Raw genomic sequence first — 24380 nt, forward strand, 5'->3', positions numbered from 1 at the left:
ATGAGCATCCATACCCGTACCAAACGATTGACCGTTCCGCAGTTGGTCGCAATGAAAGGCCAACAGAAAATCGTATCCCTGACGGCGTACTCCAGTTCAATAGCCAAGCTGATCGACCCCTTCGTCGATTTCATTCTGGTCGGTGACTCTACGGCCATGGTTGGTTATGGTCGGGCCTCGACACTGAGCATGCAGCTCGAAGAAATCATCGGCCACACCCGGGCCGTGGTCGACAGCTCGCGGCTGTCCTGCGTCATCGCCGACATGCCTTTCGGCAGTTATCAGGAGTCCAGTGAACAGGCCTTTCGCAATTGCGCCCAGGTCTTGGCGCGCACCGGTTGCGATGCGGTCAAGCTGGAAGCCAATAAGGCGCTGGCAGGTACTGTCGAATTTCTGGTGGCGCGCGGTATTCCGGTCATGGCTCACGTCGGGCTGATGCCGCAGTTCGTCAATGTCATGGGCGGGTTCAAGGCTCAGGGCCTGACCACCGAAACGGCTGCGCTGATTGCCGGGGACGCCCGGGCCAACCTCGAAGCAGGCGCCTTTAGCCTGTTACTCGAAGGTGTGGCCGAAGGCGTCGCCCGGCAGATCACCCTGGACGCCAAAATGCCCACCATCGGCATTGGCGCCTCACCGGCCTGCGACGGCCAGGTGCTGGTCACCGAAGACGTGCTGGGTCTGAGCGATGGGCAGATGCCGCGCTTCGTCCAACAATACGCCGAGGTCGGCGCGGTGATTCGCGACGCCTGCGAGCGTTTTGCCGAAGACGTGCGTCATGGCCGTTTCCCGGAAGCGCGGCACTGCTACGGTCTCTAGTTATGGCGAGCGCTCTTCGCCAATCGCCTGGGCCAGCGACTTCAGGGCCTGGGCAATATCCTTGCTCCAGTCGAGGGTGTAGCTCAGGCGCACGTGCTGACTCCACGCTCCTTGCAGGCTGAAGATTTCCCCAGGAGCGATGACGATGCGCCGGGCCAGCAAGCGTTCGAACACCCGGCGCATGTCTATCGGGCGCGTGGTCTTGAGCCAGAAGGCCGCGCCGCCTTGCGGGACCACCACCTGCCATTGGCCGTTGCCGTGTGCCTCCAGCAAGGCCTTCATGCGCTGCATTCGGTCCAGCAACAGGGCACGCAACGTGGTCAGATGCTGGTCGATGCGCCGGGAGTTGAAGAGTTTGGCGATGGCTTTTTGCCGGATCGGCGAAAGGCGAAACGCCCGTTCCAGGAACAGCCGATGCAACTGCGGCCCATGCTGGCGGCACAGTAGATAACCGTAGGGCGCTTCCGGGCCGATGATCTTGTCGAAGGTCGAGAACACCAGCAGTTTTTCCGGATCGGCAAAGTCGCGATAGCGGGTGGGCTTTACCGGAAAAGACAACTCGCCATAAGTGTCGTTTTCCAACAGCCAGATATCCCGCTCCGCCAGCCAGCGACAGATCTGCTGTTTATCCTGCGCCGGCATCAGCTGGCCCTGGGGTATGTTCACGGTCGACGACAACACCGCCAGCCGGATCGGTTCACGACTGAGCAGTCCACTGAGCGCGGGCAGGTTGAAGCGTCCGTCCTCGCCGAGAGGCACTTCGATCACGCGGATCTGCGCCGCCTGCAACTGACGCAGGATCGCCCATGAGCACGGCGATTCCACTAGCGCCACAGTGCCCCGCAGACTCAGGGCGTTGAGCGACAACTCCAGCACACTGTGCAGGTCCGAGCCGATATAGACGTGCTCGGCCTGCCAGTGGCGGTCAGTGGCATGGGTGTAGCGATCAGCCAACGCTGCGCGCAACTCGGGCTCGCCGAACGGCTGATAGAGCGGCGCGGGGGCACGCGGGTATTGGCGGGCCAGTTCGCGCTCGAGCATCAACAGCGGGTTTTCCAGCGACAACAACATCGCCGGTGCATCGCTGCTCAGGGCCAGCATCCCCGGCTGGCGTGCGTTGAAGAACACGGCGTCCAGCAGGTTGGACGAACGTTCACTCAAAGGAGGGGCGGGTATCGCCCTGGTGTAATAACCGAACCTGGGTCTGGCATGGATCCGCCCCTCGTCCTCGAGCAGCGCATAGGCGTACTTGGTCGTCGACACCGACACGCCGAGGCGCAGGGCCAGTTGCCGCAAGGACGGCAGTTTCTGCTCACGTCCCGAATGGGCGGCGGTTTCGATCAGCTCGACGAGATAGCGGTACACCGCCTGATAGGCGAAGCAAGCGTCTTTGTTGGTATCCATACGCACTGGCTGTCATTCCTGTGTGTCCGCCTCACGGCAACGTCGCCGGATGTTCAGGTGCGGCGATTAATCCTGGCCTCATGCCAATCACATCAAGCCTCTCACATCAGCAGCCGCAAGGTATCAAACAGTGCACGGTCTTCCTTTTTCGCCGAACGCGCATGGCGCCGAATCACCTGCAACAGGCACTCGGTGAAGCACACCGCGGGATTGCTCAGGGCTCCATTGCGGCGTGTGACGATGCTCAGCTGTCGCGGTTCGAACTGTTCAGCCAGCTTCAGGGAAACCAGTCGGCCGAGGAAAGGCGGGGCAATGCTGACGATGGACGGGCCCCAGGTGCACATGTCCGCGCGCTCGACCATCATCTGCAAAATCGCCAGTGAGTGGGCACGCACGATGCGGTTTTCGTCGATCTGCGCGCCGTGCTGCCAGAACAACTCCTGCATCAGCCCGTCGTGCCCGTCCGGTGCATAGTTCAACGTCCAGTTCTGCTCCAGCAGTTCATGGATTGATCGCGCATCCTGTCGGGCGTGGCCCTGGCGGACCAGCACCGAGGTCTGGTAATCGAGCAGGGTTTCGCAGGCAAATTCCTGGGTTGATTGCGCCGGGTGCAACTGGCCGATGGCAAAGTCCATGCTGCCGTCGCGCAACAGCGGCTGGGCCACGGCCATCAGGCTTTCGAACAACTCCAGGCGGATTTGCGGCATGCGCTCGCGAAAGGCCAGCACGACTTCGGGCAGGAAGGTCAGGGCGATCCACGGTGTGACCCCGACACAGAGCCGGCCCTGGGCTTTGCCACGCATGTGATCGAGTTCAGTCTGTGCGTGCTCCAGTTGCTTGATCACCAGCCGGGCGTGGGTCAGCAGCACTTTGCCGTACTCGGTGAAGCTCAGGCCGTTGGGGGTTCGGGTGAACAGCGGCAGCTGTTGGCTGGTTTCCAGTTCGCGCAGGGCCTTGGTCACGGCGGCCTGGGAAATCTCCAGCGAACGTGCGGCGGCCCGGATGCTACCGGTTTCGGCGCTGGCAATCAGCGCTTGTAATTGATGCAGTTTCATCTGCTCACCCTGGTGACAACTGATGGTTGTCATCATAACCAAACTGCGTCTCCCCAGCCCAGAGGCCATTGCCTAAGATCCACCCCATCAACGGCTCAACGCTTGTCGAAGGGGAACCACAATGAATGCCGGCCATGTCCTGCCTGGTATTGCCGCGATCCAGGATGAAATGATCGCAGTGCGTCACAGCATTCACGCGCACCCTGAATTGGGTTTTGCAGAGTTCGTCACCAGCGAGCGGGTTGCGCAATGTTTGACCCGGTGGGGTTATGAGGTCAGCACCGGCGTCGGCAAGACCGGCGTCGTCGGTACGCTGAAAAATGGCGAGGGCCGCTCCATCGGCTTACGCGCCGACATGGACGCACTGCCGATACAGGAAACCAGCGGTTTGCCTTATGCCAGCCAGATCGACGGGGTGATGCATGCCTGCGGTCACGACGGGCATACGGCAACGCTGTTGACGGCAGCCAGGCATCTGGCGCACACCCGGGCGTTCAACGGCACGCTGCAACTGATCTTCCAGCCGGCCGAAGAAGGGCTGGGCGGCGCGAGGAAAATGTTGGAGGACGGCCTGCTTGAGCGCTTTCCGTGTGATGCGATTTTCGCCATGCACAACGTGCCGGGCTACCCGGTCGGGCACCTGGGTTTCTACAGCGGGCCGTTCATGGCCTCTGCCGACACGGTGACGATCAACATCATTGGCAACGGTGGCCATGGCGCGGTGCCGCACAAAGCGGTCGACCCGGTGGTGGTGTGCTCCTCGATCGTGATCGCACTGCAAAGCATCGTCTCGCGCAACGTCAATCCGCAGGACGTGGCCATTATCACGGTGGGCTCCATCCATGCCGGAAGCGCCTCGAATGTGATTCCGTCCAGCGCACAGATGAGCCTGAGCGTGCGCGCCCTGACCCCCGAGATTCGCCAGTTGCTCGAAGTCAGAATTACCGAGCTGGTAACCGCTCAGGCGGCGAGTTTTGGCGCCAGGGCCGAGATCGATTATCAGCATTGCCACCCGGTATTGATCAACCACCCCGAGTCCACCGCGTTTGCCCGAAAGGTTGCCCTGGACTGGCTGGGTGAAGCACAGCTGATCGACGACCTGCGGCCCTTTACCGCGAGTGAAGACTTTGCCTTCATCCTGGAAAAATGCCCCGGCAGTTACCTGGTGATCGGCAATGGCGACGGCGAGAGCGGTTGCCTGCTGCACAACCCCGGCTATGACTTCAATGATGCCTGCCTGCCCATCGGGGCGAGTTACTGGGTCAAGTTGGTCGAGCATTTCCTGAGTTAAGGCGCCGTTTTTTTTCGAGCGTCAGTCTGTACACCTATCGTCTGCGGTCTGGAGAGGAAAATAACAATGAACAAGATGATTGCGGCTGTTTCACTGCTTTGCCTGACGGCATCCAGCCTGGCTGGGGCGGCGGACTGGTCTGGCAAAGAGTTGAGGCTGGGCGTCGATCCCACGTACCCGCCGCTGGAATACAAGAATCAGGACGGCACGCTGACCGGTTTTGGGGTCGACATCGCCGAAGCGCTCTGCGCCGAACTGAAAGCGCGTTGCGTCTGGGTTGAAAGCAGCTGGGACGGGATGATCCCGGCGTTGTTGGCGCGCAAGTTCGACGCGGTGGCGTCATCGATGACCGTGACGCCCAAGCGTCAGGAGCAGATTGCCTTCACTGACAAAGTCTCCAATGCGCCGGCGCGGCTGGTGGTCAAGCGTGGATCGGGCCTGTTGCCGACCCTCGAATCGCTCAAGGGCAAACGCATTGGCGTGGAACAGGGCTCGACCCAGGAAGCGTATGCCAAGGCGGTCTGGGGCTCGAAAGGCGTGGACGTCTTGTCGTATCAGAATCAGGACCAGGTGTACGCGGACCTGGTGGTGGGGCGACTCGATGCCTCGCTGCAGGGCGCGATTCAAGCCAGCTACGGCTTCCTGGGCACGGCAGCGGGCAAGGACTTCGAGTTTGCCGGCGCGACCCTGGATGACCCGGTCTTTTTCGGCGTCGGCGATGGCATTGGCCTGCGCAAGAGCGATGTCGCGTTGCGCGAAGACCTGAACAAGGCGCTGGCGACCATCCTCGCCAATGGCACGTATGCGCGGATCAACAAAAAGTACTTCGATTTCGACGTCTACGGCGCGAAATAACCCCCTCGCAACCTTCAGCAGGGCAGTCGACCGACCGCCCTGTTTCAGCATCCCATCACCTCAACCTACAAGAACAAGGAGAGTGAAATGCTTCTGGAAGGCTTTGGCCCGCAAATCCTGCTGGGCACCCTGGCCACCCTCAAACTGGCGTTATGGTCATTGTTGATCGCCGTGCTGGCAGGACTGCTCGGCGCCAGTTCCAAGTTGTCCTCCAACCGTTTATTGCGGGCGCTGGCCACCGGATACACCACGCTGATCCGCAGCATGCCGGACCTGGTGATCATGTTGCTGTTGTTCTTCAGCCTGCAGATGCTGCTCAACCGGATCACCGATTGGCTCGGCGTCAGGCAGGTCGACATCGACCCGTTGCTGGCCGGTGTCTTGACCCTGGCCTTCATTTACGGCGCCTACTTTACCGAGACGTTTCGCGGTGCCTTCCAGGCCGTTCCGGCGGGTCAGCTCGAAGCGGCGCGGGCGTATGGCATGAGCCGCAGCAAAGTCTTTCGCAAGGTTCTGTTCCCGCAAATGCTGCGTCATGCCTTGCCGGGTATCGGCAATAACTGGCAAGTGTTGATCAAGTCCACGGCGCTGGTGTCGATCATCGGCCTGACCGATGTGGTCAAGGCCACGCAGGACGCGGGCAAGGGTTCAATGCAGTTCTTTTATTTCACGCTGGTGGGCGGCCTCATTTATCTGGCCATCACCACGCTGTCCAACGGGGTGTTGCTGTGGCTTGAGCGCCGTTACTCGGTGGGCGTCAGGAAGGCCGAGCTATGACCGGTATTCTCGAAGACTACTGGCAGGCTTACCTGTGGCGTGACGGGCTACATTTTTCCGGCTTGGCGGTGACCCTGTGGCTGCTGATTCTGGCGGTGGTGATCGGCTTCTTGCTCGCGGTGCCGCTGTCGATTGCCCGCGTCAGCCGCAATCCGCTGCTGCGTCTGCCGGTCTGGGGCTACACCTATGTGTTTCGCGGCACCCCGTTGTACATCCAACTGCTGTTTTTCTACACCGGGGTGTACAGCCTGCACGTGGTTCAGTCCCAGGATTTTCTCAACGCGTTTTTCCGTGACGGCTTCAACTGCACGGTACTGGCGTTCGGGCTCAATACCTGTGCCTACATGACCGAGATCTTTGCCGGCTCGATCCGCGCGACGCCCTACGGCGAAATCGAGGCCGCTCGCGCTTACGGGATGAGTCCGTTCACCCTCTATCGCCGGATCATCCTGCCGTCGGCGTTGCGCCGGGCCCTGCCGTTTTTCAGCAATGAAGTGATTCTGATGCTGCATTCCACCTCGGTGGCCTTTACCGCCACGGTGCCCGACCTGCTGAAAATCGCCCGGGACGTCAATTCGGCCACCTACGCCTCGTTCAGCGCCTTTGGCATTGCCGGGGTGTTGTATGCCGCCAGCGCGTTTTTCCTGATCTGGCTGTTCCGGCGCGGCGAGCTGCATTGGCTGGCCTACCTCAACCCCCGGACGCACTGAACCCCATGGGACTTGCCCGAATGTATAAATTGATCGTTGAAGATGTGCATAAAAACTACGGCAGCCATGAAGTCTTGAAGGGTGTTTCGCTCAGGGCCAAAGCGGGCGATGTGATCAGCATCATCGGCTCCTCGGGTTCCGGGAAAAGCACCTTCTTGCGCTGCATCAACCATCTGGAACAACCGTCGGCGGGGCGGATCGTCGTCAATTCCCAAGAGCTGCTGACCCGCAAGAATTCACGGGGCGAGTTGTGCGCCGTCGATCCCCGGCAGCTTCAAACGGTGCGCAGCCAACTGTCGATGGTGTTCCAGCATTTCAACTTGTGGAGCCACATGACGGTGCTGGAAAACCTTGTCGAGTGCCCGATGAGCGTGCTGGGCATTGGCCGACGGGAGGCGCTGGAACGGGCGCGGCATTACCTCGCCAAGGTCGGCCTGCCGTCGAAGGTCGAGGGCCAGTATCCGGTCCAGCTGTCCGGCGGCCAGCAGCAGCGAGTCGCCATTGCTCGTGCGCTGGCCATGGAGCCCCAGGTGATGCTGTTCGATGAGCCCACCTCCGCCCTGGACCCGGAACTGGTGGGCGAGGTGCTCAAGGTCATGCAGCAACTGGCAGAGGAAGGCCGGACGATGGTGGTGGTCACCCATGAAATGGCCTTCGCCAGGCAGGTGTCCAGCCACGTCATGTTTTTGCATCAGGGACGGGTGGAAGAGCAGGGCGCGCCGAGCGCGATCCTGGCGCAGCCCCGAAGCGAGCGGTTGCAGCAGTTCCTGGCCGGGAGCCTCAAGTAATCACATCCGATGCGCGGCGCCGGCCGGTTTTGCTGGCGCGACGCCCAGCCACCGGGCTCATCCCCAGCAACGGCAACCCCAGCAGGGTCAATCCGACGCCGACTGTCGCACTGACGGTCAGCGGGTCGTCGAACTGCAGCCAGGCCCAGATCATCGTTACCGGTGGCGTCAGGAAAAGCGCAGCGCTGATGCGTTGAATGCTGAAGCGTTGCAGGCACAGCCAATAAAATCCATAGCCGCCGAAGGTCGAGAAGACCACCAGCCACAGAACGCCCGTTGCAAATCCTGTGCGGGTCGGTGGCTGTATTTCCCCTTCGCACCAGGCCAGCAGCGCAAACACCGGGACCACGGCACACACCTGAATGAACAGTGCGGTCGAGGCCGGCATCGACTTTCCGGGCGCCGCTTTCTGGTACAGCGTGGCCGCCGCCAGCGAGAGCACCGCCAACACCGGCAAGCTGTAGACCCAGAGGCTGGCCGCCCCCCAATCGACGCTGGCGCCGCTGGCCACCAGCATGCCGGTCAGGCACAGCGCCAGCCCCAACCATTGCCAGCCGCGTGTGCGCTGACCGGGCACGCTAGCAGCCAGCAGCACGATCGTCAGCGGCAGCAGATTGGCGATGACCGAAGCCGTGCCCGGCGCGACGCCCAGCTGAATGGAGGCGGCAATCGGCCCGATGTAACCGCCAATCGCGAACAACCCCAGCAGCCCTTGATGCACGACATCGCGCCTGCGCACTTCACGCAAACCCGCCCAGGCGAAGGGCAACAACACCGCCGCCGCCAGGATGAAGCGCCATAAAGAGGCCAGGTAGACGCTGCCCTGATCGGCCACATAGCGATAGCCGATGAAGCCGGAACTCCAGCTGACGACCATCGCCAGCAGCAATGCGCCGCTGGTCAACAGTGATAAGCGAGTCTGTTTGACGTTCATCGAATGGCACCTGACGCGGGATGAGTTCGATGGTATGAATGAAGTGCTGATGCAATCAAACGATACGATCAGCACCATTGATGCAGGATTTATCAATCATGGCCGAGACGCTGGATATCGAACTGCTGCGAACGTTTCACGCGATTGTGCGCTTTGGGCAATTCCTCGCGGCTGCGAGCTTTTTGAACAAAAGCCCGTCGGCGGTCAGTCTGCATGTTCGCCGCCTGGAAGCCGTGGCGGGTGGGCGCTTGCTGGAGCGCGACAATCAGACCGTCAGCCTGACGCCACTGGGCCGCCGCTTTGCGCTGCAAAGTGCCGAACTGCTGCGCCTCCACGACCGACTGCTGGACAGCTTCACCACGCCGGTGGCCAGTGGCCGAATCAGACTAGGCATTTCCGAGGAGTATGCGGGCGGGGTACTGGGTTGTACGCTGCCGCACCTGGCGGCGGATTTTCCTCACATCGAGCTGGAAGTTGAAACCGGTGCCAGCGGCCGCTTGAACAACCGCCTGCAGCGCGGGCAACTGGACATGGCGCTGATCGTGGCGCCGGTTGATGCAGCTTCGCCGATGCGCTGCCTCAAGACCTTCGGCCTCACCCAACCGGTGTGGGTCGCCGCCCACGACTACCGGCCAGACCTCGACAAACCGGTGCCCCTTGCCTTGCACGGCAAGGATTGTCCGTACCGCAGCGTGGCGGTGGACGCGCTGAGCCAGCAAGGCCGGCGCTGGCGGGCGGTGATCATGAGCGCCGGGGTCACCGCACTGGAAACCGCCATCGAAGCCGGGCTGGCCATCGGCATCGTCGACCGTGCCCAGGTGCGCCAAGGCATGCGCGTACTGAACGCTGCCGACGGCTTCCCGGAACTGCCGGTGCATGAATTAAGACTGATGCTGGCGCCAGGGGAGCTGAGTGCGGCGGGGGAGGTGTTGGCGGGATTGATCAGCCATGGGTTCGAGCGTTAAGGCATCCAGGCACTTGCCGGTCTCGCTGCGCAACAAGACAAAGATGATTTATCAGGGCCGATGCGATTCGCCGGGCACTATGGCCGGCCTCGCGGGTCTTTGGCTTATGAAACAACAGGAAAAATCCAAGGGAGACGCCTGTGAGCATCAGAGACAACCCGCAGGACTATCAGGACCTGAAGCGGGCCGTGGGTTTACTGGAATCACCCTCGCTGACGGCAAGGCTGTCCGGCCTGATTGGCTCACCCATCGAAAGCGCGGTAAAGGCATTGCCGGGTGTGGTGTCGAAGCGGATCAACGGCGCCGTGGCGGCGGCGCTGCATTCGTCCGCTGACGCGGCGCTCTGGAGCCTGGAGAACAACCCGAAAAAACCAGCTTCGACCCGGCTGCACAAGATCTACGCCGCCACCTCGGGCGCCATCGGCGGGGCCTTCGGCATTGCGGCGCTGTTTATCGAACTGCCGATCTCCACCACTATCATGATGCGCTCGGTCGCCGACGTGGCCCGCAGCGAAGGCTTTGACCTGGGTGACTTTGCCACCAAGCAGGCGTGCATCGAGGTGTTCGCCATGGGCGGCAACAGCCAGGCCGACGATGCGACCGAGACGGGCTACTACATGACCCGCAGTTTCACCACTCAGGCGATGCAACAGCTGTCCAAGGAACTGACGGGCATAGCCGCCAAGCAGGGCTCCAAGGCCATCAGCAGCCTTTCCCCGGGGCAGGCCGGGAAATGGCTGGCGATACTGATCGATAAAGTCGCGACACGATTTGGCTTTACCATCTCCAGCAAATTCGCGGCACAGGCCGTTCCCGTGATGGGCGCCTTTACCGGCGCGACGATCAACGCACTGTTTACCCATTTCTATCAGGACATGGCCCGAGGGCACTTCATCGTTAAAAGGCTTGAGGACAAATATGGCTTCGAGCAGATCAAGAGTGAGTACACGGCTATCAAGGACGCGCATGGGGTGAGTTGAGCCCCCTGTTCCGCGACCGTCTTGCACACCCTCCGGGTTGCTCCCTCGACACGCTTGTGAGACGTTGAGGTATTGCTTGTTTTTCAGGAAGATCATGGACATTCGACCGACGGAAACAAAAGACTGGATGCTTTTGAAGCAAATCCGACTCGCCGCACTTTTGGACACACCCACGGCGTTTGGTGTGAGTTACCAAACAGCCGCCCAGTACACCGACGAACAGTGGAAAGAGCGAGCCTCATCAACCGGAACAGAATTCTGGCTGGCCTTCGACGCAGACACACCGGTCGCCATGATCGGTGCCGCCGTCAGCAGCGCGAATCGCTATAACTTGATCGGCATGTGGGTTGAACCTGCCGCACGGGGCTCCGGCGCGGCAGCCCGGCTGGTGGAGGCAGTAAAAGCTCGCGCGGTGGGTAAAGGCGTTGATCGCGTTTTTCTCGACGTTTCTCCGGAGAATGCGAGAGCTTCGAACTTTTATCTGAAGCAGGGGTTTGTGTTCCTGGATGAATGGGAAGCGTTGGAAAGTCATCCGTATATTGAGGTTCAGACGATGCTTTGGGTTGCAGGTTGATTTGCTGGGCGCACTGCCAGCCGGATATTCGCGATGGGTCGATAACGGCCTTTTGTGAGAGGCAGCAATCCGCCAGAAGCGGACAGTTACGTAGGGCGTAGCAGGCCTTAGTTGTGGTTTGGAGGATTTACAAAGCTGGGGTAGATTCATCCATGGGTATTCATCGATATCGGCGATGAGGTGAATTCAAGTCTAATCCGATATTTCATATTTTGTGTGTGAGCGCATTACAGATAATTAACCGTGAAAGTGGCTGAGGCATTAGCAGTGCCTGCTTCTAATTTGTCCGCCAGACGGTAATAAGCAGCAGATAACGGTATCTTGAAGTTCGTCCCGTTGGCATTGAACCCGTTTAAAGAGTAGGTTGTTCCTAAGTCGATAGGTTGTCCAGCATCATTCATCAATTTCAAGCCGATTCCCTTTGCTGTTGAGGTGGTGTTTAGGGCCATAACTCCATTCTTCTGATCTATGACTTGAGAAGTAGCTCTGAGCGAATAGGTAACCTTTTGAATGCCTGTCTGACATTCATTGAGCTCGATGTTGAACTTGATTGTACGGGGCGCATCACCAACTTTACTGAAATCCTGTAATTGGTAGTCTTCCCCCATTTGAACTGTCACATCGGGGGTTTGGCAGGAAGCGGAATTTAAAATAATTGGATTTGTTAGATTGATACTTACAAGGTCTAGATCTCCAAACATATGTGTTCCCAAGTGACCAGCAGGAACGATGTTTTTCATCGGCTGTTCAGTTGATTTGATTATTTCGATAGTGTAGCTCCTGGCGGGGTCACGATAGGAAGTTCCTGGTAGAGTGCCGTTCGCAAAAAGGTAACCGAAGTATTGGTAATTTATTTTGAGAGATAGTCCTGTTTTCCCTAACGGGAAAACATTTCCAGTGGTAACGCTACCTAGTGCAGGGTTCAAAGCGAAAATAAAGGGTGTGTTTGTACCGCATGTGAACCCCTTCGCAGGCGCTGTGATTGATTCTTGGTACACGATCGTTCCGATAGGAGCATCCCTAGGTACCGTCAAGTTAATTGGCGCACTCCCAAAATTTGCAGTGAATTTACTCCCGCTACTGAAAACACATTTTGCAGCTAATGTGCCTGGTGAATAAACGAATGCTATTGCGGCCGCTATAGCAAACAGTGAGCGCCGTTGTTTTGAATTTTCTGAATCGTTGATGTCGATCATAGTAGTTTTACAAAAAAATTGGGGGGCGATGATGACGTAAAAGTTCGCTGCAAAACATAAGACGTTTCTTAAATTGTGTACTGCTGGGGTTCTATTCATCTTGTGTTCGATTGGCAGAACGCTGGGAGGGTGCCAAAAGGCTCAGTGACTTCTCGAGCGACTTTGTAAAACACGGTTCACCACTGATATCGATTCAGCGAGCAGCCGGCGCGAGGAGAGGGGCCTGCGCACGGGAGATGTCGCGATTGAAGCAATACCGGCTAGATTCTAGAACAGCTTGAATGTCTGTCTTTGGCCGAAAGCTGCCAATTGCATAGGGCAGCAATTATTTCACTGCAGTCTCTCAAGCATCGCACCATCTTTGCGGATAAGCGGTCCTTGAGCTGGTTGCGTATGTTCTGAAAGGGCGTGATGACGGCAATGCTGTCGAGCGCACGCCATCGGCATCTAGCAAGGCCAACAGACGCTAGAGGGCCTTCCCTTCACTCTCTCCCCAGTTGCCAGAGTGAGTGTGTAATTCTCTTTCAGATCGCTGTCTTCGTCGCGGCTTGCGCTCAGAAATGGCCACTGGCAAACCTGTCCATGTATTTTTAATGATCTTTCCAGTACCCGCTCCACCCCCTAAGGACAGGCAGGTACTGGACAAGTAAATGACCAACCCAACTACGCCAACTGCACCCGCCCTCGACGGCCCAAGCCTGCCTGCAAGGCAAACGCTGCAATCACCGTAGACGGCGCGGACAGGCTGCCAAGGCCGCCGCCGGAAAACATCAGCGCCAACCCCAGCGCGGTGGCGCCGAACCAGGCGGTCAAGCCTACGGAATTGAACGCTGGCGCCTGATCGATGAGCGCCACCTCGCTGCGCCCATAGATGATCTGGGCCAACGCCACGCCGACCCAGGCCACCACGAAAATCCCTTGATAGGCCAACGCCTTGAGGATGTAGCTGAACACGTCCGCGAGCATCAGGCTGTAGACGATCACCCCGACCGCCAATGCCCACATCACGTACGAACCACGGAGGCCAAATCGGCCAAAGAACGCCTGCATGTTCAGCGTGGCCAGGTAGTAGTTGGCGGTGTTGATCCGGGTTTGCGTGGCCCAGACAAACAGCAATCCCCACAAGCCCATCAACTGCAAGATCGCCATCACCACCGAGACTTCGTTCAGCGCGCCTTGGTGGGGAATGCTGCTGACCAGGTAGATGCCGGCCGCACCGTTGAGCAAAAAGGTGACTGCGTAGAACGGCATGCCGAAGTTTCAGCGACCGTGGTACTCGGCGTCTTCAGGTTTGCCGAAGCGCGCATAGTCGAAGGTGAACAGCATCAATACCCAGACGCCCATGTAGGCGACGAAGCAGTCCCAGCAGCCGAACGCGCTGGGTGTTGCCGGGCCGAAATCCAGCCATTGCGGCTGATAGCCATAACGACTGATCGACAGGCCCACGGCTACCAGCAAACCGACCAGGTACACCGGCAGCAACACGCCGTTGAGCTTGTCCAGCCAGTGCTGAACGCTGCCCAGAATCATCGGCACGCTGTAGAGCACCACCGCCAATGCGGCCAGCGGATAGAGCAGTTCCGGGTACAGGTGATGGAGCGCCACGGCGATCACCGAACCTTCGAACACGGCGTAATAGATCGCCGTGGAAAAGAAGATCAACGTCGCCAGACAGGCCCCGGTGCTGCCAAACAGCAGCCGTGAAAACAGCGCCACCGACAAGCCGCTGCGGATTGCGAAGCGGCTGAGCACGCTGTTGACCAGCCCATAACTGATCACTGACAGCACCATGCCGATCAGGGCATTGCGCGCGCCATAGGACAACGCCAGTGAAGCGCCGACCACGATATAAAACATCGCACTGCACACCGCCCACCAGGCCATGGTCAGGGACAATCGGCCCATGCGCGCTTCGGTTGGAACGGGGTGATGAGCCGGGTCTTGCCCGGTTTGACTCGATTGCGATAAAGCAGCCATATGCGTGAACTCCAGAACCAGTCAAAGGTTGAAGCGCGGGCAGCCGTCACCGCACCGAAGTGCGGCGTTGGCTTGCCGTTTGGCATGGCCCGCGCTAGACGGCGGGCAGAATCAGGAAGGGAACAGCTTGCTCAGGCAGCTGAGCTTTTTCTTGTAGGAACGTCGCGCTTGCAGCGCCTCTTCGAGGGTCACCGCGACAAAGCGGGCCTTCTGGTTGGGTTGCATCTGGCCGATCAAATCGAGGTCGGCGCTGATCACCGTGCCGATCATCGCGTAGCCGCCACCGGACACTGCGTCGCGGTGCAGCACGATGGGTTCGAGCCCGGCCGGCACCTGGATCGAGCCAATCGGATAGCAACTGTCGACGATATTCGACGGATCGGAACCGGCGCCGAACGGTTGCTCGCGGGGCTGGAAGCTCAGTGCGCTGCCGCCCTTGAAGCGATAGCCAATGCGGTCGGCCTCAGAACCGACGGTCCACGGCTCGGCGAAAAAGCTCTTCGCCGCCGATTCGGTCAAGCGGTGGTAGTACAAGCCGGGCACGACCCGCAGGCTGATTTCGCCACCCAGGGATTGCCGCAGCGCCATGGGCAAACTGGCCCCGGCGCGGCTCTTGCCGCTGGCGATGCCGACCGGCAGTTGATCACCGGCCACCAGCCTGCGCCCCTGAAAACCACCAAGCGCGCCCAACGCGTATGTCGAGCGACTGCCGAGTACCACCGGCACATCAATGCCACCGGCCACCGCGACATAGGCGCGAGCACCGGCCTTGGGAAAGTCAAACCGCAGCACTTGCCCGGCTTTCACCGTGAACGCCGTGTCGTGGTGCATTTCCACGCCATCGACCCGTGGCGTCATGTGCGCGCCGCAGACCGCCACCAGTGCGTCCTGCTGAAACTCCAGCTCCGGCCCGAGCAACGTGCATTCCAGCGCCGCCGAACCCGCGGGGTTGCCGACCAGTTGATTGGCGGCACTCAAGGCGTATTGATCGAGCGCGCCGGAAGGGGGAATGCCCAAGTGGTAATAACCTTCGCGGCCCAGGTCCTGTACCGAAGTGGCGAGACCGGGTTTGAGGACCTTGATCATGCCAGCACCTCCTGCAACGACTTGGGATAGCCAACGGGGTCGGCCAGAAACGCGTCCAGCGAGAACTCCACCGGGCGAATCCGCAGATCAAAGCGCCCGGACTTCACTTCGGCCACCGCATGGTCGTAGGCGTCGCGGTCCATCGGTTTGAATTGCACGATGTCGCCCGGACGGAAAAACACCATGTGCTCCTTGAGGTACGCAAGGCTCTGTTGCGGGTCGTAGATCGGCGCTGGCGTGACGCCAAACATCTGATAACCACCGGCACCGCGCACCGAGTAAATGCAGCCAAAGCAACCGCCGTGACCCAGCGTCAATTTCGGCGTGTCGGTGCGCGGTCGCAGGTACTTGGGCACCTGCAACTGACGCTCGCGCTCGACCATCTGGAACATGAACGGCAGCCCCGCAACGAAGCCGACCATCGAGACAAACCACGGCGCGCCGCTGTGGGCAGCGATGAACGCCTCGACGTCGGCCAGACCGTTGATGCGTGCGGCGTATTCCAGGTCCGTGGCGCTCGGGTCTTGATGCCGATCGCGAAAGCGCATCAGGGTTTCGTGGGTCCAGGGGTCGTTGTAGAGCACCGGAATCTCGATGATCCGCGTCTGCAACGTGCGTTCGGCGACAGCCCCGGCCTCGGCGATTTTTACCGCTTCGAGCAAGGTATGAGGGGCGATGCGATCCGGGTCGAAACGGATCTGGAACGAGGCGTTGGCCAGGCAAATATCGAGCACGCCATCCAGCGCCAGTCGTTCCACCGCACGGGTGACGGCCAGGCCCTTGAAGAACGCGTCCAGGGACATGCTGTCGCTGACTTCGGCAAACAAATGCTCGTCGGCGCCAAAGCTGTAGCGGATCGCAGTGCTCATGCTTCACCTCCGCTACGGCGCTCGGCCAGCCAGGTTTCCAGGGTGCCGGTGTGGAAGTCGGCGCTGTGCAGCCACGGTTGTTCGAGCAATTCGCCGTGCAAGGGCAGGGTGCTGGCCATGCCGGTGAGCGTGGTGTGCGCGACGGCGACCCGTGCACGGGCCAAGGCCTCGGCGCGATTGGCTCCGTGAACAATCAGCTTGGCCAGCAGCGAATCATAGTACGGCGGCACGCGGTAGCCCTGATACAGGTGCGTATCGACGCGGATGCCCTCGCCGTGAGGCCAGATCAGTTCCTCGACCAGGCCTGGGCTGGGGAAGAAATCCCGCGCCGGGTCTTCGGCGTTAAGGCGCATCTGCAGGGCGGCACCGTTGAGTTGAATGTCACTTTGCCTGAAGCCAAGCGGCTCGCCGCCCGCGATGCGCAACATGGCCTGGACCAGGTCGATGCCGGTGATCAATTCACTGACCGGGTGTTCCACCTGAATCCGCGTGTTCATCTCGATAAAGAAGAATTCGCCGGTCGTGTCGTCATACAGGTATTCCAGGGTGCCGGCGCCCTTGTAGCCCAGGGATTCGGTCAGCCGCACGGCGCTGGCGCAAAGAGTTTCGCGTTGCTGTTGGCTGAGGACGGGTGACGGCGCTTCTTCGAAGATTTTCTGCCGGCGACGTTGCAACGAACACTCGCGCTCAAACAAATGCACTGCGCGCTGACCGTCCCCCAATACCTGCACTTCAATGTGCCGGGCCTTGCTGATAAACCGCTCCAGGTACACCGCGCCATTACCAAACGCCGCCTGGGCTTCGCGCTGGGAGCGGGGAAACTCTTCACTCAATTGCCGGGCGTTTTCCGCCAGCCGAATACCGCGCCCGCCACCGCCGGCAGAGGCTTTGATCAACAATGGGTAGCCAACGGATTCGGCGGCCTTGAGCGCCGACTCGACGTCGAACAATTCCCTCGGTGAGCCCGGCACCACCGGCACACCCGCCGCTTGTGCAGTGCGCCGCGCCTCGGCTTTATCGCCCATGCGCCGGATCGTCTGCGCGCTTGGGCCAACAAAAATCGCGCCGGCAGCAACAACCGCTTCGGCAAAATCGGCGTTTTCCGAGAGAAAGCCATAACCGGGGTGGACCGCGTTGGCACCGGTGGCCTTCAAGGCGCCAAGCAAGGCCTCGACGTTCAGGTAACTTTTATCGGCGCGGGCCGGGCCGAGGAGATGCACCTCATCGGCCATGCGCGCCGCCTGGGAATCGACGTCCGCCTCACTGCACGCGGCAATGGTGGGAATCCCCAGCGCTTTGGCGGCGTGGATAATCCGCACGGCGATCTCGCCCCGGTTGGCGATGAGTAATTTATCAATGGCTTGCGTCATGATCGCGCCCTCACTCGTCGTCGAGTGTTGCGACGACTTGACCCGGCTCCACCGGATCACCGTCTTCTACCAGAAAAGCACTGAGGCGACCGGCCGTCCCGGCGGTCAGTTCGGAAAACTGCTTCATGACCTCGATCAGGCCAATCACCGTGTAGGCGTTGACGTGCGCGCCGACCTCGACGAAGTTCGCCGAGTCCGGGGTGGCTTTGCGGTAGAAGGTCCCCGGCAACGGGGTGATGACAGTGTGTTCGGCCATGTCTGTTCCTCTTGGAATAGTTGTAGAAAGGCAGGCAAAAAGTGAATCGGTGGGCAAACCCGGGCGTCTGTGTGCCCGGTGTTTTCGTGTGGCCTCAGCGCGGTGCGCGCACCGTGATACCGGCGCCATCAAGCGCCTGACGCGTGGCGTGGACCAAGGCCAGGGCGCCCGGTGTGTCGCTGTGCAAACAGATGGAATCGAATTCAATCGCCAGGTCTTCGCCCTCGACGGTGCGCACCACGCCTTGCTGACAGGCGCGCAGCACTCGCGCGGCGACTCGGGCCGGGTCGTAGGCACGCACGTTGCGGGTGAAGACGATGGAGCCGGTGAGGTCATATTCGCGGTCGGCATAGAACTCGCGGATCACCGGTTGGCCGAGTTCCGTGGCGACACGCCAGATCACCGAATCGGGCATGCAATACAGCAGCAACTCCGGTTCCAGACGCTGCAGGTTTTCCACCAGCAAACGGGCGGCTTCCTCGTCTCGGGCCAGGTGCATGTAGAGCGCGCCATGGGGTTTGATGTGTTGCAGGGCCACGCCTTGAACCCGGGCGAGTTCACGCAGGGCGCCCAACTGATAGAGCATGTCGTCGACCAGTTCCTGGGCCGGCGCGTTGATGTGCCGGCGGCCGAAACCGACCAGGTCGCGAAACCCCGGATGTGCGCCGATGGCCACGCCCAGGCGTTTGGCCTGCTCGACGGTGCGGCGCATGGTGCCGGGGTCGCCGGCATGAAAACCGGTGGCGATGTTGGCCGAACTGATGAAGCCCATCAGCTCATTGTCGACCCCGTCGCCGATGGTCCATGGGCCAAAACCTTCGCCCATGTCCGAGTTGAAATCTACTGCCTGCATAACGCTTGCTCCCGACGCTTGTGACTTCATGCAGGCCACGTTAGATTTCTGCCAACCCCTTGGGAAGATCTATTAACAGATAGAGTATCTTCTGAAAAACAGATACCTCGTCGACCGGAGTGCCCATGTCCCTGACCCTGCGCCAAGTCCGTTATTTCGTCGCCACCGCCGAGATCGGGCAAATATCCCAGGCGGCGATTCACTTGAATATTTCCCAGTCGGCGGTGACCACAGCGATCAAGGAACTGGAAAGCATCCTCGGCACGCTGTTGTTCCAGCGCTCGGCGCAGGGCATGAGCCTGACCGACGCCGGGCGGCATTTTCTGAATCGGGCCTATGTGATTTTGCGCAGCGTCGATGACGCATTGAACAGCCCGTTGCCGGACATCCGCGCCAGTGGCGTGTTGCGGTTGGCGGCGAGCTACACGGTGATCGGTTACTTCCTGCCGCACCATTTGCAGCGCCTGGAACACTGGCATCCGGACGTGGCCATCGAGGTCCACGAACAGGAGCGGCAAGCCATCGAACAAGGCCTGCTGGAAGGTCGTTTTGACATGGCCGTGGTGCTCACCGCGAACCTCACGCACCCGGACATCGTTTCGGAGATTCTCTTCAACTCCGAACGCCGGTTATGGCTGCCCAGCCACCATCCATTGTGCGAACGCTCGGCGGTCAGCCTCGCCGACGTTGCGAAAGAACCCTACATCCTGCTGACCGTCGACGAAGCCGAACAAAGCGCCATGCGTTACTGGGAACGTGCTCACCAACAACCCAACGTGCGAGTGCGCACCAGTTCCGTGGAAGCGGTGCGCAGCATGGTCGCCAACGGCAGTGGCGTGGCGATTCTCTCGGACCTGGTGCACCGTCCCTGGTCACTGGAAGGCAAGCGTATCGAGACCGTGACGATCACCGATAAAGTGACGCCAATGAGCGTCGGCCTGGCCTGGCATCGCGAACGGGAATTCAGCCCGGCGATGCAGGCCTTTCGAAATTATTTCCACGATGCATTTTTGGCGCCGCAACAACATTCTGCACGGCGTTGAAAGCAGCCAATGCGGTGTGAAAACCGGGCCGCCGGAACGTAAACGTTGTGCCACTGGGGCGGATCGCGAAAGCGTGCGCCCCGGGTCTGCGCGTTATTGCGCCGCCTTGAGCGTGTTGACCTGGACCATGAGCATGGACGTATCAGCGATTTCCACGAACAGGTCATAAGCCTCCAGGTAGAGGTAGACGTTGCTGGTATTCATCCCGTTGTTTGCTGAGCAAGTTACAGAGCGCGCCGTCCCTTGCAGCGAGGCGACTTTTTGTGTGGCCGCAAAGGATTCACCCACCGAGCACGCAAATTTTTGCACGAACGGTTTGCCAGTGCTGTCGGTAAAATTTTTGCTGTAGGCGATAGCACTGCCAGGCTTGAGGGCTTGCCAATCGCCATCCAGATTGATGCTGGTGAGAACACTTTGCTTGTCGGTTTTGCCAGCGAGCGGATTGCTGCTCGTCGCGGCCAGTTCGATCAGCCCGCGCCAACGGATGGTCACACGCTCGCTGCCCAAGGCACCGGTGGCCTGCTGACGCCAGAGGCCGGGGGCCGGGCCCGGTTGCAGATACAGGTCCATGGGGCTGTTGCGAATCACGGCCAGCGGCACCATTGGCGAGGAGGCGTTGTACGTGAACTGCAAATGGCTCAGCGTGTGGGTCGATTGTCCCTGAGGCAGTGCGTTTACCTGTGCGAGCAAGGGTGCCGGAATCTCTGGCGTCGGCATGTTCGGCGGCAATTTTTCCCGCAGGACGGGCGCGGCGAGTTGCGCCAGGTTGGCAGGGGAGGCGCACACAGCCGTCGTCAGCCGGGCGCGTTGTTCGGTGTCCAATGCACTGTCAAGCGGCTGAGTGGGCGGCGGCAGCAGGGTCTGGCCGTTTAAACGATAAGCCAGGCGGATGCTGGTCTGGTGGGTAGCGCAGTCGAACTCGACACGCTCCAACTGACGGTCGTAGGGCGTCCCTGCGGTTTCGTCCAGGCGGGTGCGGCCGTAGTCGATGCCCACCCATATCGCACGCCGAGCGTTCGCCGTGCCCAGGGTGCCCGGATCGAGTAATAAAGTGTCCTCACTGTCGCCCGCAAGCTGCTTCCAACTGCTGTCCCGGACCGCTTGGCACAACTGCTGGGCCGTGTTCCGCGCTGGGTCTGCGGGCAGGGCATAAGGGCTGGTCCAGTCCTTGGCGCGACGATATTCCATGGCCAATTTCATCGAATTGCAACCAGCGAATAGACGAGCCAGGGTGGCTGGCGCGGCGCCTTCTGCCGGTAGATTCACCGTCACCACGGCCGTCTGGCCGAGCTTGATCGTGGTATCCAACGGTAACGGCTGGGCTTGTAGTCGGGCCGTCATGGCCTGATTCTGTACCTGGCGCTCGGCGGCGACGCGCTTATGGTATTCGGCCATTCCGTTACCTTGCAGGGCACAACCCGTCAGGCTCACAGCGAGGACGGCGCCCGCCAGGCGAAAAAGTAGACTCACAGCAAACAGCTCCTTGGCGCACCCGTAATTCATCGCGAACAGCGGGCGCGTAATTTGTTGGGTTATCGACGTTTTGACGTTAATGCGGGGTGACCGAGAGCGTGTTCCGTTGTGCTCGGACGCCAGGGAAAATCGAGGGAACTGCGTGGGGGAGTGCAGGAGGGGAATGCATGGACAGTCCTTCGTCGATTTGAGTATCAAGCCCGTTTGAATCGGCTTGATGGCTGAAATCTTTAGGGGAGGGCGTGTCAGTAGTGGGGGAGGAGGGCTAGCCTTACTTCCACCTCAAGTCCTGAGCGTCGGTTTTGATGGCTGGTTTTGTGTCATGGCTGGAGGGTATTCCAATGGTCGCTGTCGGCCGGAAGTGGCCGTTCACGAAGCGACCGCTTTCGACCCACAGCAGCCTGTCAGTTGTGTAAGGATTCAGAGAGGATTTTATTGAGAGTGCTTTTTAAAAAATGATTTTAATTAAACTAATAATTCATCCTGTCGACATAGTTTTTTATGTCATGAACGCGACATTTAACTATTTCATTTCTTGAGCTGGTGAAATTATGGTTTCTGAAAAATGTATACTAATAATTCAAGTTTTCGCTTCGTTTTTCATGGGGCTTGACTATTTCTTAACAGAAACACAAAGAGATAGATTTAATCGGTTTTTAAAATCTCACCTCCATCCTTTGCTAGACAGTGAGGAGCTATATTTAGCGGCTAAACTTGAGCAAGCAAAAAGGAGCTGGGCTAGTATTATCTTGGTTTTATTGCTCTTCTTTGGGAGTCTTCTGGTAATACGCTATATTACCCCTGCTATGGAACAGTGGGTAAATCTATGGTTTTTATTGGCAGTAATTACCCTGGTATTCCTAACGTTGTTAGCAAATTCAATAAAAATATTTGACGTTGCTTTTAAGGAAGGGGTGCCTATCGTTTTTTCACTTTTAAAGTCATTGGTTGCACGGTTTCTAATTAACTGTCCTAAAGGTACTGGTTTTGGAGTTGGATTCGTGCTCTTGGTAATCTCATTTATTTGCCGTGGAACCAATATATCTTGGTAACTCAACACCTACTTTACTGTGACGTGTCAATGTGCAGGCACTATAGCCGACTCATCTATACGCAATAGTGATCGGTCAGAAACAGCCTTTGGCGTGAAGCAAAACAACCCTGTTCCCTTTTCCCTAAAGGGCAGTCACCAGGGTTCTCCCTGACCGACCAGTTGCGCCGCTCAGACCAGCCTGGCGCCGCCGTCGATATTCAATGTGGCGCCGTTCATGAACCCGTTGCTCATCAGGAAAACAATCGCAGCGCCTGCCTCTGTTGGGGTGCCTAGACGGTGCAGCGGCAGCGACTGTTCCAGTGCCGCCACGAACGCATCACGCCCATCGCCCAGCGCTTTAGTGAAAATCGGGGTATCGATCGGACCGGGTGACAGTGTGTTGACCCGAATCGGCGCCAATTCCAGGACCAGGCCTCGCGCCAGCGCTTCCATGGCAGCTGACGCCGCAGCCAACACCGCGGAGCCATGGGCGTTGGGGCGGTCGGACAACATCCCGGAGATAAAAGTGATGGAGCCGTCTTTCGCCAGGCGTTCGCCAAGGGCGCGTATGGCATGCACCGAAGCCCACATACGCTCCTCAAATGCCTGGCGCAGGTAGGCGATCTCGGCCTCCAGGACTTTGCCTGCCACGTACGTGCCGGCAAGGAGCACCAAGTGGTCCACTGTCGGGATGTCCGCCAAGGCGGCGTAGATGGCCTGGCTATCGGTGACATCGGCTGCGCGCCAGGCGTCCAGGCCGTTGTTGCGGGCGGCCTGCTCGGCACGAGTGGCATCGGAACCAATGACGGTCACGTGTGCGCCGCCGGCCTTGGCTTGAATGGCTGCGGCCAGGCCGATGCCGGACGTTCCGCCGAAAATCACCACGGTACGGCCATGCAAATTCGCGGACAAAGCTTGATTGAGAGCAGGTGTAGCGGTCATGGTCCATCTCCTTGAACGCCAGGATGGCGTCGATGGGAGAAAGGCTAAAGCCTTGGGTCGAGATTGATAATCAGGGCATAAGTCGCTTTACTAATGCCATGAAGGAACAAATAGGGTTGGACCGCCTTACCGGTCTCATTGCCTTTGCCCGCGCCGCTTCCCTGGGCAGCTATACCGCCGCGGCCCGCGACTTGTCGGTCTCACCGTCAGCCATCAGCAAAAGCGTGCAACGCCTTGAACAGCACTTCGAACTGAAGCTGTTTAGCCGGACCACCCGCTCGCTCACCCTGACCCCTGAAGGGCGGGATTTGTACGAGCGGGCATTGCGCATTTTGCGCGAGGTGGAAGAGATCGATCAGGCCGCCGTTGCCTCTCGGGCCGAGCCTTCGGGCATATTGAAGATCACCGCGCCGCCGCCTATCGGCCTGAACATCCTGGCGCCAGCCATTCCCGCATTTCGCGAGCGTTACCCCAAACTCACCATCGACCTGCGCCTGGGCGACCAGTATTCGGACATCATCGAGCAAGGCATCGACGTAGCGGTACGCGTAGGCAACCTGGCGGACTCGCGGCTGATCTCGAAAACCCTGGGGCCTCATCGGCTAGCCGCTTTTGCGTCACCGGCCTACCTGGCCAGACATGGCACGCCGCTGGAACTCAGCGACCTGGCGCACCACGACTGCGTGAACTTTCGTTATCAGCGCTCCGGCCAGGCATTGCGCTGGCCGTTCAATGCGGACGGGAAAGTGGTCGAGTGGGCGCCGGATTCGGCCATCGTCATAGATTCGAGCGATGCCGTTGCAGCCGTGGTTGCAGCGGGTGGCGGAATCAGTATGTCGCCTACTTATGTAGCGGCTCCCTACGTGGCGCGTGGGGAATTGAAGCCTCTGTTTCCCGAGTTCGCGGTGAGCAGGGCCTCCATCACCGCGCTATGGCCGGAAAGTCGACGAGGCAGCCCCAACGTCAAAGCGTTTGTGGGGTTGCTCGGGGAGCTTTTCTCGAGCCCCACAGTGTGGGATGAGATCGTTCGAAAGGGTTGAGTGTTTGCTGACTGGCCGGTAGACATGGACGTGGCGGCTACTTTTTGGCTGAAAGCAGCCGTTCACGTCCGTCTAAAGCGGCCAAAAGCGACC

23 protein-coding genes and 1 pseudogene are annotated in these 24380 nt (G+C 59.6%); 12 read left to right on the top strand and 12 right to left on the bottom strand.

Going from position 1 to position 24380, the window contains the following annotated elements; translation table 11 throughout:
* Window positions 1-816, top strand: coding sequence for a 3-methyl-2-oxobutanoate hydroxymethyltransferase (gene panB, locus POF45_RS27920; RefSeq protein ID WP_282317240.1), 816 nt, complete (start codon window positions 1-3; stop codon window positions 814-816).
* Here panB and POF45_RS27925 read toward each other — a convergent pair whose 3' ends face one another.
* Together POF45_RS27925 and POF45_RS27930 are read right to left on the bottom strand one after the other, a co-directional pair.
* Window positions 817-2220 (bottom strand): aminotransferase-like domain-containing protein, encoded by a 1404-nt coding sequence (locus POF45_RS27925; protein WP_282317241.1) that lies wholly within the window; start codon window positions 2218-2220, stop codon window positions 817-819. It lies immediately after the preceding gene.
* Window positions 2221-2321: 101 nt separating this feature from the next.
* The gene (locus POF45_RS27930; RefSeq protein ID WP_259502292.1) at window positions 2322-3311 is read right to left on the bottom strand and encodes a LysR family transcriptional regulator; all 990 of its coding nucleotides are present in this window, start codon (window positions 3309-3311) and stop codon (window positions 2322-2324) included.
* An 85-nt stretch (window positions 3312-3396) separates the two neighbouring features.
* Here POF45_RS27930 and POF45_RS27935 point away from each other — a divergent pair, with 85 nt between their 5' ends.
* The 5 genes from POF45_RS27935 to POF45_RS27955 all read left to right on the top strand — a co-directional run bounded on the left by POF45_RS27935 (window position 3397) and on the right by POF45_RS27955 (window position 7696).
* The gene (locus POF45_RS27935) at window positions 3397-4566 is read left to right on the top strand and encodes a M20 aminoacylase family protein (RefSeq protein WP_259502294.1); all 1170 of its coding nucleotides are present in this window, start codon (window positions 3397-3399) and stop codon (window positions 4564-4566) included.
* A 66-nt stretch (window positions 4567-4632) separates the two neighbouring features.
* Window positions 4633-5421 carry an ABC transporter substrate-binding protein gene (locus POF45_RS27940; protein WP_259502295.1) on the top strand — a complete coding sequence of 263 codons (789 nt, stop codon included), beginning with the start codon at window positions 4633-4635 and terminating at the stop codon, window positions 5419-5421.
* A gap of 87 nt (window positions 5422-5508) precedes the next feature.
* Entirely contained in the window at window positions 5509-6198 is a 690-nt protein-coding gene (locus POF45_RS27945) for an ABC transporter permease (protein WP_259502296.1), read from the top strand.
* Window positions 6195-6908, top strand: coding sequence for an ABC transporter permease (locus POF45_RS27950; RefSeq protein WP_282317242.1), 714 nt, complete (start codon window positions 6195-6197; stop codon window positions 6906-6908). Before POF45_RS27945 ends, POF45_RS27950 begins: the two co-directional genes overlap by 4 nt.
* A 20-nt stretch (window positions 6909-6928) precedes the next feature.
* On the top strand, window positions 6929-7696 hold the full coding sequence (locus POF45_RS27955) for an ABC transporter ATP-binding protein (protein ID WP_282317243.1): 768 nt from the start codon (window positions 6929-6931) through the stop codon (window positions 7694-7696).
* Here POF45_RS27955 and POF45_RS27960 read toward each other — a convergent pair.
* Complete coding sequence (locus POF45_RS27960; RefSeq protein WP_282317244.1) at window positions 7689-8630, bottom strand: DMT family transporter; 942 nt, start codon at window positions 8628-8630, stop codon at window positions 7689-7691. The two genes, POF45_RS27955 and POF45_RS27960, sit on opposite strands and share 8 nt — an antisense overlap.
* Before the next feature lie 98 nt (window positions 8631-8728).
* Between POF45_RS27960 and POF45_RS27965 the strand changes: the two genes are divergently transcribed.
* The 3 genes from POF45_RS27965 (at window position 8729) to POF45_RS27975 (ending at window position 11149) form a co-directional block, all read left to right on the top strand.
* Complete coding sequence (locus tag POF45_RS27965) at window positions 8729-9595, top strand: LysR family transcriptional regulator (RefSeq protein ID WP_282317245.1); 867 nt, start codon at window positions 8729-8731, stop codon at window positions 9593-9595.
* Window positions 9596-9735: 140 nt separating this feature from the next.
* On the top strand, window positions 9736-10575 hold the full coding sequence (locus POF45_RS27970) for an EcsC family protein (protein WP_282317246.1): 840 nt from the start codon (window positions 9736-9738) through the stop codon (window positions 10573-10575).
* 94 nt (window positions 10576-10669) lie between these two features.
* Window positions 10670-11149 (top strand): GNAT family N-acetyltransferase, encoded by a 480-nt coding sequence (locus POF45_RS27975; RefSeq protein WP_282317247.1) that lies wholly within the window; start codon window positions 10670-10672, stop codon window positions 11147-11149.
* A gap of 227 nt (window positions 11150-11376) precedes the next feature.
* On the opposite strand, the gene POF45_RS27980 is transcribed toward POF45_RS27975, so the two are convergent.
* The 7 genes and pseudogenes from POF45_RS27980 to POF45_RS28010 form a co-directional block, all read right to left on the bottom strand.
* Window positions 11377-12444 (bottom strand): fimbrial protein, encoded by a 1068-nt coding sequence (locus POF45_RS27980; RefSeq protein ID WP_282317248.1) that lies wholly within the window; start codon window positions 12442-12444, stop codon window positions 11377-11379.
* Window positions 12445-13008: 564 nt separating this feature from the next.
* Window positions 13009-14322, bottom strand: a pseudogene (locus tag POF45_RS27985) (purine-cytosine permease family protein).
* Window positions 14323-14433: 111 nt separating this feature from the next.
* Window positions 14434-15408 (bottom strand): 5-oxoprolinase subunit C family protein, encoded by a 975-nt coding sequence (locus POF45_RS27990; RefSeq protein WP_259502314.1) that lies wholly within the window; start codon window positions 15406-15408, stop codon window positions 14434-14436.
* Complete coding sequence (locus POF45_RS27995; protein ID WP_282317249.1) at window positions 15405-16277, bottom strand: 5-oxoprolinase subunit B family protein; 873 nt, start codon at window positions 16275-16277, stop codon at window positions 15405-15407. Before POF45_RS27995 ends, POF45_RS27990 begins: the two co-directional genes overlap by 4 nt.
* Window positions 16274-17647: an acetyl-CoA carboxylase biotin carboxylase subunit gene (locus POF45_RS28000; protein WP_282317250.1), complete on the bottom strand. Its 1374-nt coding sequence runs from the start codon at window positions 17645-17647 to the stop codon at window positions 16274-16276. The genes POF45_RS27995 and POF45_RS28000 overlap by 4 nt, the downstream gene beginning before the upstream one ends.
* A 10-nt stretch (window positions 17648-17657) precedes the next feature.
* Window positions 17658-17903 (bottom strand): acetyl-CoA carboxylase, encoded by a 246-nt coding sequence (locus tag POF45_RS28005; RefSeq protein WP_282317251.1) that lies wholly within the window; start codon window positions 17901-17903, stop codon window positions 17658-17660.
* A gap of 94 nt (window positions 17904-17997) precedes the next feature.
* A complete protein-coding gene (locus tag POF45_RS28010; protein WP_282317252.1) occupies window positions 17998-18756 on the bottom strand; it encodes a 5-oxoprolinase subunit PxpA in 759 nt (252 codons plus the stop codon).
* Window positions 18757-18881: 125 nt separating this feature from the next.
* Here POF45_RS28010 and POF45_RS28015 point away from each other — a divergent pair, with 125 nt between their 5' ends.
* Window positions 18882-19799, top strand: coding sequence for a LysR family transcriptional regulator (locus POF45_RS28015; protein WP_259502325.1), 918 nt, complete (start codon window positions 18882-18884; stop codon window positions 19797-19799).
* A 93-nt stretch (window positions 19800-19892) separates the two neighbouring features.
* Here the strand turns inward: POF45_RS28015 and POF45_RS28020 are convergent, their stop codons facing one another.
* Window positions 19893-21269: a hypothetical protein gene (locus POF45_RS28020; protein ID WP_282317253.1), complete on the bottom strand. Its 1377-nt coding sequence runs from the start codon at window positions 21267-21269 to the stop codon at window positions 19893-19895.
* 554 nt (window positions 21270-21823) lie between these two features.
* Here POF45_RS28020 and POF45_RS28025 point away from each other — a divergent pair.
* Window positions 21824-22324 carry a hypothetical protein gene (locus POF45_RS28025; RefSeq protein WP_282317254.1) on the top strand — a complete coding sequence of 167 codons (501 nt, stop codon included), beginning with the start codon at window positions 21824-21826 and terminating at the stop codon, window positions 22322-22324.
* Window positions 22325-22494: 170 nt separating this feature from the next.
* On the opposite strand, the gene POF45_RS28030 is transcribed toward POF45_RS28025, so the two are convergent.
* Window positions 22495-23247, bottom strand: a complete 753-nt coding sequence (locus tag POF45_RS28030; RefSeq protein ID WP_282317255.1) for an SDR family oxidoreductase — start codon at window positions 23245-23247, stop codon at window positions 22495-22497.
* Window positions 23248-23345: 98 nt separating this feature from the next.
* Between POF45_RS28030 and POF45_RS28035 the strand changes: the two genes are divergently transcribed.
* Window positions 23346-24287 carry a LysR family transcriptional regulator gene (locus POF45_RS28035; protein WP_310810908.1) on the top strand — a complete coding sequence of 314 codons (942 nt, stop codon included), beginning with the start codon at window positions 23346-23348 and terminating at the stop codon, window positions 24285-24287.
* The last annotated feature ends 93 nt before the right edge of the window (window positions 24288-24380 follow it).

Origin of the sequence: Pseudomonas fungipugnans (assembly GCF_029955235.1) — a bacterium.
Lineage (GTDB): Bacteria > Pseudomonadota > Gammaproteobacteria > Pseudomonadales > Pseudomonadaceae > Aquipseudomonas > Aquipseudomonas fungipugnans.

Excerpts from the sequence above, each read along its gene's own strand:
- panB (WP_282317240.1), top strand. The coding sequence starts at position 1 with ATGAGCATCCATACCCGTACCAAACGATTGACCGTTCCGCAGTTGGTC.
- POF45_RS27925 (WP_282317241.1), bottom strand. The coding sequence starts at position 2,220 with ATGGATACCAACAAAGACGCTTGCTTCGCCTATCAGGCGGTGTACCGC.
- POF45_RS27930 (WP_259502292.1), bottom strand. The coding sequence starts at position 3,311 with ATGATGACAACCATCAGTTGTCACCAGGGTGAGCAGATGAAACTGCAT.
- POF45_RS27935 (WP_259502294.1), top strand. The coding sequence starts at position 3,397 with ATGAATGCCGGCCATGTCCTGCCTGGTATTGCCGCGATCCAGGATGAA.
- POF45_RS27940 (WP_259502295.1), top strand. The coding sequence starts at position 4,633 with ATGAACAAGATGATTGCGGCTGTTTCACTGCTTTGCCTGACGGCATCC.
- POF45_RS27945 (WP_259502296.1), top strand. The coding sequence starts at position 5,509 with ATGCTTCTGGAAGGCTTTGGCCCGCAAATCCTGCTGGGCACCCTGGCC.
- POF45_RS27950 (WP_282317242.1), top strand. The coding sequence starts at position 6,195 with ATGACCGGTATTCTCGAAGACTACTGGCAGGCTTACCTGTGGCGTGAC.
- POF45_RS27955 (WP_282317243.1), top strand. The coding sequence starts at position 6,929 with ATGTATAAATTGATCGTTGAAGATGTGCATAAAAACTACGGCAGCCAT.
- POF45_RS27960 (WP_282317244.1), bottom strand. The coding sequence starts at position 8,630 with ATGAACGTCAAACAGACTCGCTTATCACTGTTGACCAGCGGCGCATTG.
- POF45_RS27965 (WP_282317245.1), top strand. The coding sequence starts at position 8,729 with ATGGCCGAGACGCTGGATATCGAACTGCTGCGAACGTTTCACGCGATT.
- POF45_RS27975 (WP_282317247.1), top strand. The coding sequence starts at position 10,670 with ATGGACATTCGACCGACGGAAACAAAAGACTGGATGCTTTTGAAGCAA.
- POF45_RS27980 (WP_282317248.1), bottom strand. The coding sequence starts at position 12,444 with ATGAATAGAACCCCAGCAGTACACAATTTAAGAAACGTCTTATGTTTT.
- POF45_RS27990 (WP_259502314.1), bottom strand. The coding sequence starts at position 15,408 with ATGATCAAGGTCCTCAAACCCGGTCTCGCCACTTCGGTACAGGACCTG.
- POF45_RS27995 (WP_282317249.1), bottom strand. The coding sequence starts at position 16,277 with ATGAGCACTGCGATCCGCTACAGCTTTGGCGCCGACGAGCATTTGTTT.
- POF45_RS28000 (WP_282317250.1), bottom strand. The coding sequence starts at position 17,647 with ATGACGCAAGCCATTGATAAATTACTCATCGCCAACCGGGGCGAGATC.
- POF45_RS28005 (WP_282317251.1), bottom strand. The coding sequence starts at position 17,903 with ATGGCCGAACACACTGTCATCACCCCGTTGCCGGGGACCTTCTACCGC.
- POF45_RS28010 (WP_282317252.1), bottom strand. The coding sequence starts at position 18,756 with ATGCAGGCAGTAGATTTCAACTCGGACATGGGCGAAGGTTTTGGCCCA.
- POF45_RS28015 (WP_259502325.1), top strand. The coding sequence starts at position 18,882 with ATGTCCCTGACCCTGCGCCAAGTCCGTTATTTCGTCGCCACCGCCGAG.
- POF45_RS28025 (WP_282317254.1), top strand. The coding sequence starts at position 21,824 with ATGGTTTCTGAAAAATGTATACTAATAATTCAAGTTTTCGCTTCGTTT.
- POF45_RS28030 (WP_282317255.1), bottom strand. The coding sequence starts at position 23,247 with ATGACCGCTACACCTGCTCTCAATCAAGCTTTGTCCGCGAATTTGCAT.
- POF45_RS28035 (WP_310810908.1), top strand. The coding sequence starts at position 23,346 with ATGAAGGAACAAATAGGGTTGGACCGCCTTACCGGTCTCATTGCCTTT.